The organism is Proteiniphilum sp. LBM24028, from assembly GCF_056629195.1.
On sequence record NZ_CM152817.1, the window covers coordinates 654735 to 670068 of the forward strand.

Sequence of the window (15334 nt, forward strand, 5' to 3'; positions counted from 1 at the left end):
CTATATGACGTAGTGAGTACCTTTTCGGTTACGGAAAATTAGTCTTTTAACAATTCAAGTATCTTCAACCGGAAGGCATATTCGTATTTGGCCTGAGCCTCTTCACCCAGGGCTTGTGTCTGATTATTTTTCGCCAGCGTCAGCTCATAGGTGTTGGCACGACCACTCTCATGCTTCTCTTCGGCAAAACGGTATGCTTCGTTGCTTGCGGCAACCGATTTTTTGGCGGCATCCCAACGACTTTTGGCGCCCACGGCATTGTAATAGGCCTGTTCTATCTGCTTGCGGAGCTCCAGCTTTGTCTTGTCCATCTCCAGACGGGTATTGGCAATGGCCAGCTCGGTACTGCGGATATTGTTCCTGACCTGAAACCGGTTGAAGATGGGAATGCGAAGGCTGAAACCAAGAGAGTTGCTCATGTTATTACGCAATTGCGAACGGAAGGCGTCGTTGTCTCTTCCGCTCATGTTGTAGTATCCGGTACCGATGTTGGCGCCAAAGGAGAGTGATGGATAGAGCTGCGACCGGGCTATCAGCTTTTCCTTTTCGCTGCTTTCGATCCGGTACTGCATGCTCCGGATGATGGGGCGGTTCTGTAGCGCACTTTCGTAGACCGCTTCGGAAGCAAGCAGGGTGGATTCACTGATAAGCGACTCGGCGGGTGGGGCTGTCACATCGAAATCATCGAATTCCTCCAGTTCCATGATCTGTGCCAGGTCGAGCAGGGCCAACTTGTGGTTGCTGGCTGCCTGTACCCTGTTGAGCTCCTCCCTGGCCAGTTGTGCCTCCTGTTCATATAGTTCTCCCTGCGCCATCCTGCCGCTCTTCACCAACTCCGTACGGCGGGCTATATCGGCCCGGGTGGTTTCGAGCTGAGTCTCGGCGATCTGCAGCAGCTCACGGTTGAGCAGCACCTGCAGGAAGGCGGTGGAGACGCTTATGATGATGTCGTCGCGCATCTTGTCGAGGTCGGCTTCCGAAGCGTGCATGTCGGCCTTGCGTGCATCGATGTTGTGCTTCATGCGCAACCCGTCGAAGAGGGTGATGTCGGCTCCTATGCCGAAGCTGGTCTGTGAGGAGTTGGTGTTCTGATAGGTGTTGTCGAGGCCGATGGAGCGGCCGAACACAAAGTTTTGTCCCGCCGAAGCATTCAGGTTGGGCAACAGGTCGGCCCGCGCCTGGCTGTAGGCAATCTCACGTTGTTGCCGGTTCAGCTCCTGTTGTTTAATATTGCGGTTATTCTCCAGGGCAATATCGATACATTCCAATAAGGTGTACTGCTGCTGTGCAGATACCGTAAAAAAGGTACCACAGGTAAGCAACAGGCTGGTGACGATGATTCTGATCTGCATAATGTGAATGGTTGACTTCTGTCTGTGAAGAGAGTTTGTTAATTCTTCTTTTCTTTGATGATCTCCGTACCGCGGATCTTGTCGTTCTCTTTCAATCCTTCGGTTACTTCGATATGGATACCGTCGGAAAGGCCTATCTTCACCGGGTGGCGTTCAAACTCCTGGGGTTTCTCACTTTTTACCAGATAGACAAAGGTCGAGTCGCCGCTGAACTCCACAGAGCTCTCCGGGATGGTGAGTACGCCGGTACGTTTGTCGAGGATGATGTCGGCATTGGCGCTGTAACCAGCCCTGATAAATACGTCGGAGGGAAGCACCATAGCTGCCTTCATCTCAAAGAGGATGGCACCGCTCTCTTCCATACCCTTGGGGGAAACATACTCGAGTGAGGCGGGTATCTTACGGTCCTGGATGGCGCCTATGGTGATCTCCATGGGCATACCCACAGAGAGCTTGCCTACCTCTGTTTCATCGATCTTACCTACGAAGAGCATGTCGCTCAGGTCGGCCACCGATGCCACCGTGGTGCCGTCGTTGAAGTTGTTGGACTGGATTACAGAGTTGCCCACCTTGACCGGCACGTCGAGGATGGTGCCGCTCACGGTGGAGCGCACCAGCGTGTTACTGGTTTTTGCTGAACTTTTTGTGATTCCCGTCTGCACCAGGCTCATATTGTCGTTTGCGGCGCGTAGCTCCTCCTGGTCGTTCTTGTACTGCAGTTCCACTTTTTCGAACTCTTCCTTTGAGATCACCTGGCGCTCAAAAAGCTTGCGGTCGCGCTCATAGTTGCGACGGCTCTGGTCGGCAGCCAGCTGTGCCCGCTGCACGCGTGACTCGGCGCTACTCAGGTTTACCATGTCGGGTACCACCTGTATCCTGGCGATGATGTCGCCTGCCTGCACCATGTCGCCCGCCTCCTTGTAGATTTCGGAAATGATACCCGACATCTGCGGCTTGATGAGGATCTCGTTGCGTGGTTCCACCTTGCCTGTGGCGACCGTTCTTTTTTCGATTGTGTCTGTCGTGGCCGTTTCAATTTTGTAGGTTACCACTTTGGGGCGTGATTTTTGCCAGAGGAACACAAAGGTGGAAATGACCAAAAGTCCCAGCAGTACAAGTCCAGCAATTCTCAGAATTCGTTTCATATGACTAAAATATTTATTTTCAATGGTGTCATATGGAACTCGCTTTAGTCATGATCTTGTGTGATAATGATTTTGACAAGTCGATTACTTCGTAATTCATGCTCGTTTCATATGACTTTATGTTGTTTGGGTTTGTTTGTTTTACTCTTCACCGATGGCTTCTACCGGTTTGATCATCATGGCCCGCTGTGCGGGGATATATCCTGCAAAGGTGCCGATGACAAGTAAAATAAGGAGTGAAGCTACTGCCATGCCGAAAGAGATCTGGGGATCCTTGAAGAACTGATCTCCCTGGCTCAGTACGATACCTGTGGCCCGCAGCAAACCTACTCCCACCACGATGCCTGTGATACCGGCAAGGACGGTGAGGACGATGCTCTCACTCAATATCTGTCCGATGATGTTGTTTGGAGTTGCTCCCAGGGCCCGGCGGATGCCGATCTCCCTGGTACGCTCACGCACGGTGACCAGCATGATATTGCTCACGCCGATGGCGCCGGCAAAGATGGTACCAAGCCCCACAATCCAGATCAGGGCAGCGATGCCTAAACCGAGGTAATTGAACATCTTGAACTGTTCTTCGATGTTCATGTTGAATACCGCCTCCTTGTCGTCGGGTGCAATCTGGTGCTGCTGTTTGAGTACCTCCAGTATCTTATTCTGGATGATCTTTACCGGCACGCCCTCTTTCGCTGTGGCAGCCAAAAAGTGGATGATGTTACCGTGGTTGAAGGCCTGTTGCATGGTAGAGAATGGAAGTACTACCGTTTCGGCGGTCTGCCCACCAATGCTGACACCGGAGGTGCTCCGCGCCACACCGATCACCTGGAAGTAGATGCCGTTCACGCGGATCTGTTTGCCTGTCGGGTCCTCGCCCTTTTGGAAGAGCACTTCGTAGATCCGTTCCCCAACGACACATACCTTTCTCTTTTCAGCAATGTCAATGTCGTTCACATATCTGCCGTAGAGCATCTTGCTTTTTTCAATCAGGTCATATTCGGGATAACATCCCTTCACCTGATAGGAACCGTTTTTCTCGCCCCGCACCACATTCTTGTCTGTGCCTCCTCCAAATAGTACCGGCGAAATATACTGGAGTTCTTTCACCTTCTCCCGGATTACGGGAATGTCGCTGTTGGTCATATCCCATCGGCGTCCTTTGCGAAATCCTTTGTAGGGAAGTGTGGTACGTTCCGAAGCAAAAAAACAGGAGTTGGTGGCAAAACCCTCAATCTGGGAGCTCATTCCCTTCTCCAGCGCGTTGCCGGCACCGACCATCAGCACCAGCATCAGCATACCCCAGAATACGCCGAACGCGGTAAGCACACTACGGGACTTATTATGCGTAATGGTGATCCATATTTCCTGCCATCTGTCTAAATCGAACATATTGTCGTTGATTGGTTGATTCGCTAATTATTTGATTTTTCGATTCAATCTGCACATTAGTATTATTATCACATCATCACATTATTATATTGGCACATTGGCACATCATCACATCTGCACATCATCACATCATCACATCATCACATCATCACATCTGCACATCATCACATCTGCACATCATCACATCTGCACATCATCACATCTGCACATCATCACATCTGCACATCATCACATCTGCACATCATCACATCTGCACATCATCACATCTGCACATCATCACATCATCACATCATCACATCATCACATCTGCACATCATCACATCATCACATCATCATTCCTGTCTCATTGCCTCGATGGGTTGTACACGCACAGCTTTGCGGGCGGGGAGATATCCTGCGATCACGCCGGCAATAATCAGTACGATGGTGGCGAACAAGGCATATCCGATGTCGACGGTGGGATTGGTGAAAATTGACATCTGCTGTTCGTCGGTAACCGGCTTCCCGTTGGCTGCCTGCTCCATAAAGTAATTGATCAGCTCGGTGAGCCCGACGCCGATGATCATGCCGATATAGCCAAAGAGGGTAGTAATGATGATCGACTCCAGGATGATGGTCTTGAGGATGGCCATGGGAGTAGCTCCGATGGCTTTGCGTATTCCGATCTCGCGGGTGCGTTCCTTGACGGACACGAGCATGATATTGCTTACACCCACGATGCCGGCAATGAGTGTAAGGATACCTATGATGGTGACAAATAGCGTGATGCCGCTGAATATCTTCATTGTTTCCACATAGTCTGATTGTGCATTATGGATATAGAGTGCCTGCTGATCTTCGGGATTGAAGTTGAGATGTTGTCCCATCATTCCCCGGAGCGACTCGTTAAAACGGTCGTTCTGCGACTCCGTGGTGAGGCCGTCCACTGTGAAAGTGATCTGCCAGAACTTACGTTGCGGGTTGTAGATAGCCTGCGCTGTGGAAAAAGGTATATAAGCATTGGATCCTCCCCATTCTTCTTTTTTAGTATTTATACCTACCACCTTGAACATCACCTGTCCTGCCCTGACCATTTTCCCAAGGGGCTCTTCATTTCTGAAGAGAACATCTGCAATCTTCTGATCCAGTACAATCACCTTGTTTTTCTCTTTCATGTCTATCTCGTTGATGAAACGTCCTTTTCCCGGGGGGATGATCAGCTTTTCAATATCGTAATAACTGGGCATGACCCCTCTGAATCCATAAGAACCATATTCGGTGCCGTAGGTGATAGTCTGGTTGGTATTGTATCTGGCGGTGATAAGGCGACTTTCTTCTACCTGGTCACTGATGGCCGTCAGCTCATTTTCGGCGAACATCAATCGTCGCCCCGATTTCAGTCCGTTGTGCGGCAAGGAGGTGGTGCCCGACCAGAGGTTGATGCGATTGACAGCCCGGGAACTGAAGTTTTGCATCACACCATTCCTGAGCCCGTTGCCTGCTCCCAACAGAATAATCAGGATAAAAATTCCCCATGAGACAGAGAGTCCGGTGAGCGTGGTACGCAGCTTGTTTTTTTTCAGCGTATCCATTATCTCCTGAAACTGGTCGATCATACCGATTGCATGTTAATATGATGGATGGTGTCGTGTACTCCGTTATTCTTGCGTGTTTCGTATTCAATCATTCCGTCTTTCAGGTGAATGATACGGTTGGTGGTGTCGGATACCGATTTCTCGTGAGTGACGATGATGGTGGTGATGCCCTCGCTGTTAAGGTGGGTGAGTACATCCATCACTTCAAGCGTGGTCTTGCTGTCGAGGGCTCCGGTGGGTTCATCGGCAAGAATGATCTTGGGACCCGAGATCATGGCACGGGCAATAGCTACCCTTTGTTTCTGTCCGCCGGAGAGTTCATTGGGCATATGGTATGCCCAGTCTTTCAGCCCCATTTTGTCGAGGTGCTCCATTGCGATAATATTGCGTTTTCTGCGGCTTACCTTCTTGTAATAAAGAGGAAGGGCCACATTCTCGAGTGCATTTTTAAAATGAATAAGGTTGAACGACTGGAATACAAAGCCGATCATCTCATTTCGGAACTTTGCGGCCTCTCTTTCGTTCATGTTTTTGATAAGTGTACCGTTGAGGTGGTAATCACCTGCGTCATACGCATCGAGGATGCCCAGGATGTTGAGCAAGGTGGATTTCCCCGATCCCGAAGCGCCTGTTACTGCGACATATTCACCTGCTTCTATGTCGAGACTGATTCCTTTAAGCACATGAAGTGAAATTGCTTCGGTATGATACGATTTGTGTAGTTGCCTGATATGGATCATCTATATGTTATTTTCTCCCGTAAGACTTAAATCCGTCTGGTTTCGTTACAGAATATACGCTAAAATTCACAAAACATAGACAACACAAAAGTATGTCAAAACATTGTACTATGCAATGCACAATACTATGTATTTATAATAATTATTAATAATTAACAGATTGATTTGTTCGTACTCTTTTTTAATACGCTTGAACAGAATCTCTTTTTAATTATCTTCTCTTTATGTACGCATTGAAGCATAGGATATTCTTCGCATGGCTTAGAACATCCGTAAAATATGTGACGTGAAAAAGATGAGGATAAAAACGGAGAATCTATTCAGGGATTAATTCGAAGGAATATCCCTGTGCAAGCAACCACTCGATGGCGAGGGGCAGGGCATACTTCATCTTTTTTTCGGCTTTGAGCGAATCATGGAACACGATGATGGAGCCGTCCCGTGTATACCTTTTTACGTTCTGCAGTACCTGTTTTGAAGTCATAAACCTGCTGTAGTCGCGGGTGACCACATCCCACATGATTACTTTGTATCCTGCTTTTTGCAGAGCGTGGTTCTGTGGCATGCGCATATGTCCGTGAGGTGGCCTGAAAAGAATGGAATCTATCAGTGCGGCTGCTTTGGCCGTATTGTTCAACAGGAGAGATGTCTTGCTGTTCCAGCCCTGCAGATGGTTGAAGGTGTGATTGCCGGTTTTATGTCCCCGGTCCAGCAGCTGTTGATAAACTTCCGGGTATTTGCGTACGTTGTCGCCCACACAGAAGAAGGTTGCCTTCACACTGTAACGGTCCAGCAGTTCGAGTACCCATGGGGTAACTTCTGGTATGGGGCCGTCGTCAAAAGTGAGATAGACTGTTTTACGGTGGGGCAGTTTCATTCGCCAAAGAGATTTGGGAAAGAGCAGCCGATAGAGGAGAGGAGGTTGTTCTATGAGCATGTGTAAGATGATAGAATTACGGACTTGCCGAGTAACGGGACCGTGTTGTGATTACACGGCCCCGTTGTGCCTCTGTTTTTATTGTGGTGTGGTTTTATATTGTTCGAGCAGGCGGGGACTAAACTGTTGCATCATGCCAAGTGCTTTTTGCATTGTTTCTTCCGCTGTTGCCCGTGTAAGGGTATCCTCCTTGGGTGTGGCATAATAACTGCGCACAGATCCATCGGTGATTTCCTTCAGGATCATATCTCCCGCATATGACACGCCCTGCATATAAAAGAACTGTGCACGTTGCATCAGGTCGTCGGTCATCACCTGGTATTTTTCCTTGTCGTACTGTTGGTAGATGTTATTGATAAACAGCATCGGATTGATGTTGTTATACACGATGTCGGAGAGGGTATTTGATAACTGTATCGGCTTCAAACGGCTGAACCAGTCGAGATTCCTGTCTATACGTCCCCTGATGGATGATATGAGTGCTTCTGCCTTCACCTGCTCTCCCAGGCGGTAGTATGCCCTGGCAAAGATAAGTCCGTCGGTGCCATAGTGTACCGTAGAATCGGGCACCATCGAGGTGATTTTGTCGAGTGCGGCCAGTGCTTTCTCGTTTTCACCCTCTTCGATCAGCGCATTGATCAGCTGGGTAAAATAGAGACGGAAGGTGGATATCATTCTCCGGCTGGTTTCATCCAGGTAGATATCGGGATTCTCTTCCAGACCGCCCCAGCGGAACTTATTCATCATGTTGTCATAAGCCGCTGCCGTATTTACCCCACTACTGAGCGGAGTTCCGGGCACTACCTGATAGGAGAGGCCGTTGAGTGAAAAGTTCTTATCCTGCAGGTTCATATACAACGAGGGGGTAATGGTGGTGGCAAAGTGCAAAGGACGTTGCCAGTGCTCATCGTTAATGTTACTGATCATTTCCAGTATCATCAGCTCCTGGCGGTAGAGTGCCGATTTATCACCCAGGTCTATATACATCCTGTCGCCCGGCTTCGAATGGAGTGCTTTCCAGTCGACATTGACAGTATCCACGTCGAGCGCCAGTACATTACCCGGGATGATCTGGGTATTGCCTGTGTTGAACGGGTTGGCGGGATTGCTGTTTTGTCCGGTCCGCAGGTTCTCCATTGTCTGTTTCAGGGAGAGGGTGTCTTTGAAAGCATTCACATCGTAATAGGAGGCAAATGATACGGGTGGAATGTTGTTTTGTCGCAGTACATTTTCAATCTCCTTTTTGTTGATTACGAAGGCTGCACTTCCTGCATCGCCCGAATAGCGGGGGCGTGACCATTGAATGGGTAACGGGGTAGACTCATATGCCGGGCGTAGCAGCTGGTCTATATACCACTCTGTTTGGAGGAAGCTGAGGTTGGTCACCCGCACGTCGGTACGGTAGCCTTCGGTTTCCTGCACATACCATAGGGGGTATGTGTCGTTGTCGCCATTGGTAAAGAGTATGCCATTTTCACCCACGCCACAGAGGTAGTTCATGCCGGTGTCGCGTGCCAGTGTCCTGCCGGAGCGGTCGTGGTCGTCCCAGTTTTGTGATGCCATCTGTAATGGAATGAAGAGAGAGGCTGTCGTGGCAATCGCAGTGGCGGCGGTGGTATTTTTGATATATTTCCGCAGAAACAGGCTGATGCCGGCCACTCCCATTCCCACCCAGATTGAGAAGGCGTAAAAGGAGCCCGAATAGGCATAATCGCGTTCGCGTGGTTCAAAAGGAGTTTGATTGAGATAAAGTATGATGGCCAGTCCCGTCATGAAGAAAAGCATGAAGACGACGGCAAAGCTCTTGTTCCCCCTTTCTTTCAGCCGCAATTGATAAAGGATGCCAATGATACCCAGTAACAGCGGAAGCATATAGTATTTGTTATGGCCTTTGTTTTCGACGATGTCGGGGGCGATGTTGTCCTGAGGCCCCAGACCGAGCACATATTCATCGAAAAACGGAATTCCCGTGATCCAGTTGCCGGAGGTAATGCCGCCGTCACCCTGTATGTCGTTCTGCCTTCCTGAGAAGTTCCACATGAAGTAGCGCCAGTACATATAATTGAACTGGTAGCCGAACATGTATTTTATATTTTGCCAGAGCGTGGGTTTCTGATTGCGGTCTGTGACACCGCCCCAACGCTCATATCCGATGATATGATTGCCAAAGGATGGGTTGTTGGGATTGGAATGCATCCGGGTCAGAAACATTGTGTTGGTATATTTATAGGAGGGAGAAGTACTTTTCTCATACCTGTCTTTCTGATCGGGAGAGGTTTTCACAATCTGTTTCCAAGAGGTGGTTTCCTCATTGATGATGGCGGTACCGTCGGCATTTCGTGCAATTTTGGAGGCATAGGTCGTTCCGTGAATCAAGGGTGTCTGACCATATTGTTCACGGTTAAGGTAGCTGCCCAATGAGAATATATCTTCCGGAGAGTTTAAGTCGAGCGGTGTGTTGGCGCCGGACCGTATGGGGATAAGTGCGTAGGCGGAGAAGCCGACCAAGATAACCATCAGGCAGGAAATGGCAAGGTTTATAAACTTGACCTCCAGCTTTTTGTATTTAAAGCAGAGGTAGCCTCCCGCTGCCAGAAGGAGAATCCACAACCATACTTTGCTGCCGATAAAAAGGACACCGGCCATGGCGATGCTGATGAAAAAAGCGGTACGGGCACGGGATTCTTTTCCTTTTTCAGACAATGTTTCGTAGAGTGTCCATGCAATGCTTGCCACCAGTAGGACCAGATAAACAAAAAGTCCCGTGTTGTAAGGCATGCCAAGTGTGTTTACGAAGAACAGCTCAAACCATCCGCCCACTTTGGTGAATCCGGGAATAATCCCCCACATCAGCACAACAATCAGAATGAAAGATCCCAGAAGTGCAAGCAGGCCTCCTTTCCATGTGGGATTCTCGTTTTTTCTGAAATAATGCACCAACACGATGGCCGGGATACAGAGCAGATTGAGCAGGTGTACGCCGATGGACAGTCCCATTACATAGGCAATAAGCACAAGCCATTTATCGGCATGCGGCTTATCGGCATTGTCTTCCCATTTGAGGATGAGCCAGAAAACAATAGCAGTGAGCATGGAGGAAAAGGCGTAGACTTCTCCTTCTACAGCAGAGAACCAGAATGTATCGGAAAAGGTATAGAGAAGCGCACCCACCAACCCACTGCCAATCACGGCAAAGACCTTCCCCATTTTTAACTCCTGTTCCTGAGGGTTGAAAATTAGCTTGCGTGTGAGATGGGTTATTGTCCAGAAAAGGAAAAGGATGGTGAAGGCACTCATCAGTGCCGACATGCTGTTGACCATCCGGGCCACCTGTGAAGGGTCGCCGGCAAACTGAGTAAATAAATTTCCCACCAGCATAAATATTGGTGCTCCTGGCGGATGTCCAACTTCCAGTTTGTATGCTGAAGTGATAAATTCACCGCAGTCCCAAAAACTTGCCGTGGGTTCAATGGTTAACAGGTATACAATAGCAGCCGTGACAAACACACACCAGCCGGCAATGTTGTTGATTAACTTGTATTTAATCATTTTATTATTTATTGAATTGATAAACCCGACATTTGTTTGAAACTTACCGGATTAATCTGAAATTGCGGCAAAGATACTGAATTCCCGTTATTCTGACGGCGTTTTCGATCTCATTTTAAAGCGATATTATTAAAAAAAAGTAAAATCATATACAAAATCATTTCAAACAGATATGCTGCCGGATGTGAGTTAACAGATTATTAATAAATGTACGCAAAACTTAAAAGGAGCGTAATATGTTGTATAACATATTTTGCGTTAAATGTAAGTAGATCAGCAATATATATCCTGTTTCGCTTTTGGTTTACCTTCAGGGTCTCAAAAAAAAACTATCCACAATTTGGCGGTGAAACAATAAAAAGTTTACTTTGAAACTGATTAAGGAAAAAAATCTATAATTAAAAAGTCTTTTTAGTAATAGTTTATCATTCATGCAGATTACGCTTGTTATTCTAAAACCATCAGCAGTTCAACGAGGTATCCTGGGAGAAGTAACTACACGCTTTGAAAAAAAAGGGATTCAGATTGTGGGAATGAAGATGGTGCGTTTGGATGATAAAATCCTTGCAGAACATTATGCTCATTTACTAAACAAGCCATTTTACGGGAGAATCAAGGATTCTATGCAGGCAAGCCCTGTAGTTGTAATGGCGCTCAAGGGTATTGATGTGGTAAACGCAGTAAGAAAATTGGCAGGCGTAACAAATGGCAGAGAAGCTCAACCGGGAACAATCAGGGGTGATTATAGCATGAGCGTGCAGGAGAATATTGTGCATGCAGCTGATTCTCCTGAAGCAGCCGCAACAGAGTTGAAACGTTTTTTCTCCGAAGGAGAGATTTTTGATTATACTTCTCATCTCACTCCCTATTTTTACGCGAATGATGAACTGTAAACCGTAATAAGAATGATCAGCAAATTCCAAAACGGATCAATTAATATAAAGAGTCAGGTAGCAATGGAAAGTAAACATTTTTTCGCAAAAGCACGTATCCTTTTGCCCGCAACCTTGATGTTCGTTACATTGAACGCATTTACACAATCAAAGCCGGCCACATCCGATAAGCCGAGGCCGGAAATAACAGTCAAACAACTCCACAGCTCCAGTTTAAGCGAAGAAACAGGCTTATTTGCCGACGGTTTGAAACTTAAAATGGATTTATCGGTACTCGATGAAGCCGAGGAACGCAGGGAAACATTTGATCCCAATGATATTCCTGCCGATGATATTTACGGCGGCATGTGGGTGAATCAGCACGTGAACATTTACGAGAGTTTAAAAAATGCCCCAGATACGTTTATCGTGGATCTGGAAAATTTCACTATGCCTGCTGTGGGTCACATGACCTCTAATTTCGGCAGGAGAGGTAGCCTTCGTTATCACTATGGAATTGATATAAAGGCGCAGACGGGCGACACCATTTATGCTGCGTTCGACGGGAAGATCAGGGTGAAACAATACGAAAGAAGAGGGTATGGTTATTATCTGGTTGTCCGTCATGTGAATGGCCTTGAGACAGTATACGGCCATCTTTCCAAATTTCTGGTACAGGAAAACGATTTTGTCCGTTCGGGTCAACCTATCGGACTGGCCGGTAACACGGGCAGGTCGTTCGGATCACATCTTCACTTTGAAACCCGCTTTCTGGGTAAACCCATCAATCCCAACTTTATCATCGATTTTGAAAACAAAGTGACCCATCGTGACGAATACCTGGTGACCAATTCAAGCTACAGAAAAACTTCCAACAGCAGCAGGTCTCTTGTTAGCAGCACCTCGACCTATAAGGAGCCGACCACCGAAAGTAACAAATATGTCTCAGGGGATGTGAAGTATCATCGTATTAAGCAGGGCGATACGCTGGGTGCAATCTCAAGGCGTTACGGAACCTCGGTGAAAAATTTATGCGACATGAACAACATCACCACCAAAACAGTATTACGTGTGGGAAAATCCATACGCATTTCGTAAAAGACATTCTGCGTCCATATGTATAAAAAGGTACAGGTTTAACGCTTGTACCTTTTTTTTGATTATCTTTGTTCATCAGATTACACAATGCATTATGGATGTTACCAATAAGCAATTCGATGACGTGATTGTGATTTGCCGGGAGATTTTTGAAAAAAAACTGCACGATTATGGAGCCTCCTGGCGAATCCTCAGGCCGGAATCGGTGACCGATCAGATGTTTATCAAGGCCAATCGCATCCGTTCACTCGAAGTGAAGAAGGAAAACAGGGTGAATGAAGGGATTTGCCCCGAATTTATCGGTATCGTGAATTACGGAATCATCGGACTGATTCAGCTGCAATTGGGATATGCTGATTCCATAGATGTAAGCGTTGAAAAGGCATTGGAGTTATATGACTCGCACGTGGCGGAAACCAAAGCCCTTATGAGTGCCAAGAATCATGATTATGACGAAGCGTGGCGAAACATGCGGATCAGCTCCTACACCGATCTTATACTGATGAAGATATACCGCACAAAAGAGATAGAGAGCCACTCCGGGCAGACACTCATCTCTGAAGGGGTGGATGCCAATTATCGTGACATGGTGAATTATGCCATTTTTGGATTGATAAAACTACATTTCGGCGATTAAGAAGCATGAGCAGAACGGCAAAAATAATGATTGTGTTGTCCCGCATTCTCGTAGGTGCAACCTTCGTTTTTTCCGGACTTGCGAAAGCGGTGGATCCGCTGGGCTTTACATATAAAATTCAGGACTATCTGATTGAACTCGGCCTGACTGCACTCTTTCCACTGGCATTACCTGCGGCCGTATTTATGGTGACGGCCGAATTTGCACTGGGCATTTTTCTGTGGGCAGGTATTTACCGGAAGTGGACAACGAGGCTGATCTTGCTTTTTACAATTTTCTTTACTCCGCTTACATTGTGGGTGGCAATTGCCAACCCTGTGAAAGATTGCGGCTGTTTTGGTGATGCGTTTGTCATCAGCAACTGGCAGACTTTCTATAAGAATCTGCTGTTACTGGCCGGAGCCATATGGCTGACGATGAAATGGAAGCATATCAATCCTTTGTTTACGAAGAAGGCAGCTCTCCTGGCCGCAATTTCCACGTTTCTCCTGGTTGTCCTCTTTGCATTGCACAACGTGTACAGGTTGCCGGTGATCGACTTTCGTCCCTACAAGGTGGGTGCCAACATTCCGCTTCAGATGTACGTAGATCCGGAGAAAGCCGATCTCTATGAAACTATTTTCATATACAGCAAGAATGGAATGACCAAAGAATTCAGGGAGGAAAACTATCCGTGGAACGATTCCACATGGACCTTTGTGGATATGAAAACTCATTTGGTGAGAGAGGGACAGAAACCGAAAATAGAAGACTTCGCCGTGGAGTCGCTCCATTATGATGTTACCACAGCTTCCTGGCAGTCTGGCAGCGATATTACAGATATTGTGCTTTCAGATCCCTCCTACACTTTCCTGATGGTTGCTTACTCGTTGGAAGAGATGCATATGCGGTATCTGAACCGCTTTCGGGAGGTTGCACGCTATGCTGCGGAAAAGGGGTATTCCTTTTATCTTCTTACGGCATCGGACCTCGATGTGGTAGGGAAGTGGGAACGACAACAAAAGACCGGATTTCAGTTTGCTCATGCCGATGAGCGGACACTGAAAACTATGATCCGGTCAAATCCAGGACTGATGCTGCTGAAAGAGGGCACAGTGATGGGGAAGTGGGACGACAGCAAGGTACCCTCAACCAGTAAGATTGAACCAATTATTAAATAAAGATTTTTTTATGAGAAAGAACATTGTCGCAGGTAACTGGAAAATGAACAAGAACCTGCAGGAAGGAATTGTCCTTGCAACCGCATTGAATGAAGCGCTAAAAGACAAAACGGTGAATTGTGACGTGGTTATCGGTACGCCATTCATTCATCTGGCAAGCGTGGTAGGCGCCGTGGATAAAGCCAGAATAGGTGTGGCTGCACAAAACTGTGCCGACAAGGCCTCGGGCGCTTACACCGGAGAAGTATCCGCTGAGATGGTAGCCTCTACAGGTGCCGGTTATGTAATACTTGGACACAGCGAAAGAAGGGCCTATTATCACGAAACGGCTGGAATACTGAAGGAAAAGGTAATGTTGGCCCTTATCAACGGACTTACTCCGATCTTTTGTATCGGAGAGGTGCTGGCTGAAAGGGAAGCGGACAAACATTTCGATGTGGTAAAGTCACAGATAGAAGCATCACTGTTTGATCTCACCCCTGAAGATTTTAGCAAAATCGTGCTTGCTTATGAACCGGTATGGGCCATTGGTACGGGGAAGACTGCAACGGCAGAACAGGCACAGGAGATGCATGCCTTCATCCGTCGTACACTGGCTGAAAAATATGGTCAGGAAATAGCAGACAACACCTCCATCCTGTATGGTGGAAGTGCCAATGCTTCCAATGCGAAGGAACTCTTCTCAAATCCCGATGTGGATGGCGGACTCATTGGCGGTGCGTCGCTGGGCGTGGATAAATTTATGCCTATCATTGAAGCTTTTTAAGAGATTAACAGAATTTCACCACAGATCCGTTCCGGGTCTGTGGTGTTTCGTTATCTTTGTGGTTGTTTTTTAGCAACCGGTGATCAAAGGCCCGTTTTTTGTCGGGGCTGATGCC

At 47.5% G+C, this 15334-nt stretch carries 12 protein-coding genes; 5 read left to right on the forward strand and 7 right to left on the reverse strand.

The genetic code is table 11. The features are described from left to right. Window positions 1-38: 38 nt before the first annotated feature. The 7 genes from AC1HCU_RS02480 to AC1HCU_RS02510 form a co-directional block, all read right to left on the reverse strand. Window positions 39-1352 carry a TolC family protein gene (locus tag AC1HCU_RS02480; protein ID WP_480368628.1) on the reverse strand — a complete coding sequence of 438 codons (1314 nt, stop codon included), beginning with the start codon at window positions 1350-1352 and terminating at the stop codon, window positions 39-41. Window positions 1353-1390: 38 nt separating this feature from the next. Next, window positions 1391-2497 (reverse strand): efflux RND transporter periplasmic adaptor subunit, encoded by a 1107-nt coding sequence (locus tag AC1HCU_RS02485; protein ID WP_480368631.1) that lies wholly within the window; start codon window positions 2495-2497, stop codon window positions 1391-1393. Between the two features lie 141 nt (window positions 2498-2638). Beyond that, window positions 2639-3886, reverse strand: coding sequence for an ABC transporter permease (locus AC1HCU_RS02490; protein WP_480368633.1), 1248 nt, complete (start codon window positions 3884-3886; stop codon window positions 2639-2641). Between the two features lie 332 nt (window positions 3887-4218). After that, a complete protein-coding gene (locus tag AC1HCU_RS02495) occupies window positions 4219-5481 on the reverse strand; it encodes an ABC transporter permease (protein WP_480368637.1) in 1263 nt (420 codons plus the stop codon). Beyond that, window positions 5478-6200 carry an ABC transporter ATP-binding protein gene (locus AC1HCU_RS02500; protein ID WP_480368640.1) on the reverse strand — a complete coding sequence of 241 codons (723 nt, stop codon included), beginning with the start codon at window positions 6198-6200 and terminating at the stop codon, window positions 5478-5480. The genes AC1HCU_RS02495 and AC1HCU_RS02500 overlap by 4 nt, the downstream gene beginning before the upstream one ends. 316 nt (window positions 6201-6516) lie before the next feature. Next, window positions 6517-7137, reverse strand: a complete 621-nt coding sequence (locus AC1HCU_RS02505) for a polysaccharide deacetylase family protein (protein WP_480368643.1) — start codon at window positions 7135-7137, stop codon at window positions 6517-6519. 78 nt (window positions 7138-7215) lie between these two features. Continuing rightward, a complete protein-coding gene (locus tag AC1HCU_RS02510) occupies window positions 7216-10686 on the reverse strand; it encodes a glycosyltransferase family 117 protein (protein WP_480368645.1) in 3471 nt (1156 codons plus the stop codon). 431 nt (window positions 10687-11117) lie between these two features. On the opposite strand from AC1HCU_RS02510, the gene ndk reads away from it, so the two are divergent. The 5 genes from ndk (at window position 11118) to tpiA (ending at window position 15219) form a co-directional block, all read left to right on the forward strand. Then, window positions 11118-11579: a nucleoside-diphosphate kinase gene (ndk, locus tag AC1HCU_RS02515; protein WP_480368647.1), complete on the forward strand. Its 462-nt coding sequence runs from the start codon at window positions 11118-11120 to the stop codon at window positions 11577-11579. A 12-nt stretch (window positions 11580-11591) separates the two neighbouring features. After that, entirely contained in the window at window positions 11592-12656 is a 1065-nt protein-coding gene (locus tag AC1HCU_RS02520) for a peptidoglycan DD-metalloendopeptidase family protein (protein ID WP_480368649.1), read from the forward strand. A gap of 94 nt (window positions 12657-12750) precedes the next feature. Next, window positions 12751-13293: a DUF1599 domain-containing protein gene (locus tag AC1HCU_RS02525; protein ID WP_480368652.1), complete on the forward strand. Its 543-nt coding sequence runs from the start codon at window positions 12751-12753 to the stop codon at window positions 13291-13293. Between the two features lie 5 nt (window positions 13294-13298). After that, window positions 13299-14453, forward strand: coding sequence for a BT_3928 family protein (locus AC1HCU_RS02530; protein ID WP_480368655.1), 1155 nt, complete (start codon window positions 13299-13301; stop codon window positions 14451-14453). A gap of 10 nt (window positions 14454-14463) precedes the next feature. After that, window positions 14464-15219, forward strand: coding sequence for a triose-phosphate isomerase (gene tpiA, locus AC1HCU_RS02535; RefSeq protein ID WP_480368658.1), 756 nt, complete (start codon window positions 14464-14466; stop codon window positions 15217-15219). The last annotated feature ends 115 nt before the right edge of the window (window positions 15220-15334 follow it).

What these genes read in the sequence shown, in the direction of transcription:
- tpiA (WP_480368658.1), top strand. Translation starts at nt 14,464, where the DNA reads ATGAGAAAGAACATTGTCGCAGGTAACTGGAAAATGAACAAGAACCTG.
- AC1HCU_RS02490 (WP_480368633.1), bottom strand. Translation starts at nt 3,886, where the DNA reads ATGTTCGATTTAGACAGATGGCAGGAAATATGGATCACCATTACGCAT.
- AC1HCU_RS02505 (WP_480368643.1), bottom strand. Translation starts at nt 7,137, where the DNA reads ATGCTCATAGAACAACCTCCTCTCCTCTATCGGCTGCTCTTTCCCAAA.
- ndk (WP_480368647.1), top strand. Translation starts at nt 11,118, where the DNA reads ATGCAGATTACGCTTGTTATTCTAAAACCATCAGCAGTTCAACGAGGT.
- AC1HCU_RS02525 (WP_480368652.1), top strand. Translation starts at nt 12,751, where the DNA reads ATGGATGTTACCAATAAGCAATTCGATGACGTGATTGTGATTTGCCGG.
- AC1HCU_RS02500 (WP_480368640.1), bottom strand. Translation starts at nt 6,200, where the DNA reads ATGATCCATATCAGGCAACTACACAAATCGTATCATACCGAAGCAATT.
- AC1HCU_RS02480 (WP_480368628.1), bottom strand. Translation starts at nt 1,352, where the DNA reads ATGCAGATCAGAATCATCGTCACCAGCCTGTTGCTTACCTGTGGTACC.
- AC1HCU_RS02530 (WP_480368655.1), top strand. Translation starts at nt 13,299, where the DNA reads ATGAGCAGAACGGCAAAAATAATGATTGTGTTGTCCCGCATTCTCGTA.
- AC1HCU_RS02510 (WP_480368645.1), bottom strand. Translation starts at nt 10,686, where the DNA reads ATGATTAAATACAAGTTAATCAACAACATTGCCGGCTGGTGTGTGTTT.
- AC1HCU_RS02495 (WP_480368637.1), bottom strand. Translation starts at nt 5,481, where the DNA reads ATGATCGACCAGTTTCAGGAGATAATGGATACGCTGAAAAAAAACAAG.
- AC1HCU_RS02485 (WP_480368631.1), bottom strand. Translation starts at nt 2,497, where the DNA reads ATGAAACGAATTCTGAGAATTGCTGGACTTGTACTGCTGGGACTTTTG.
- AC1HCU_RS02520 (WP_480368649.1), top strand. Translation starts at nt 11,592, where the DNA reads ATGATCAGCAAATTCCAAAACGGATCAATTAATATAAAGAGTCAGGTA.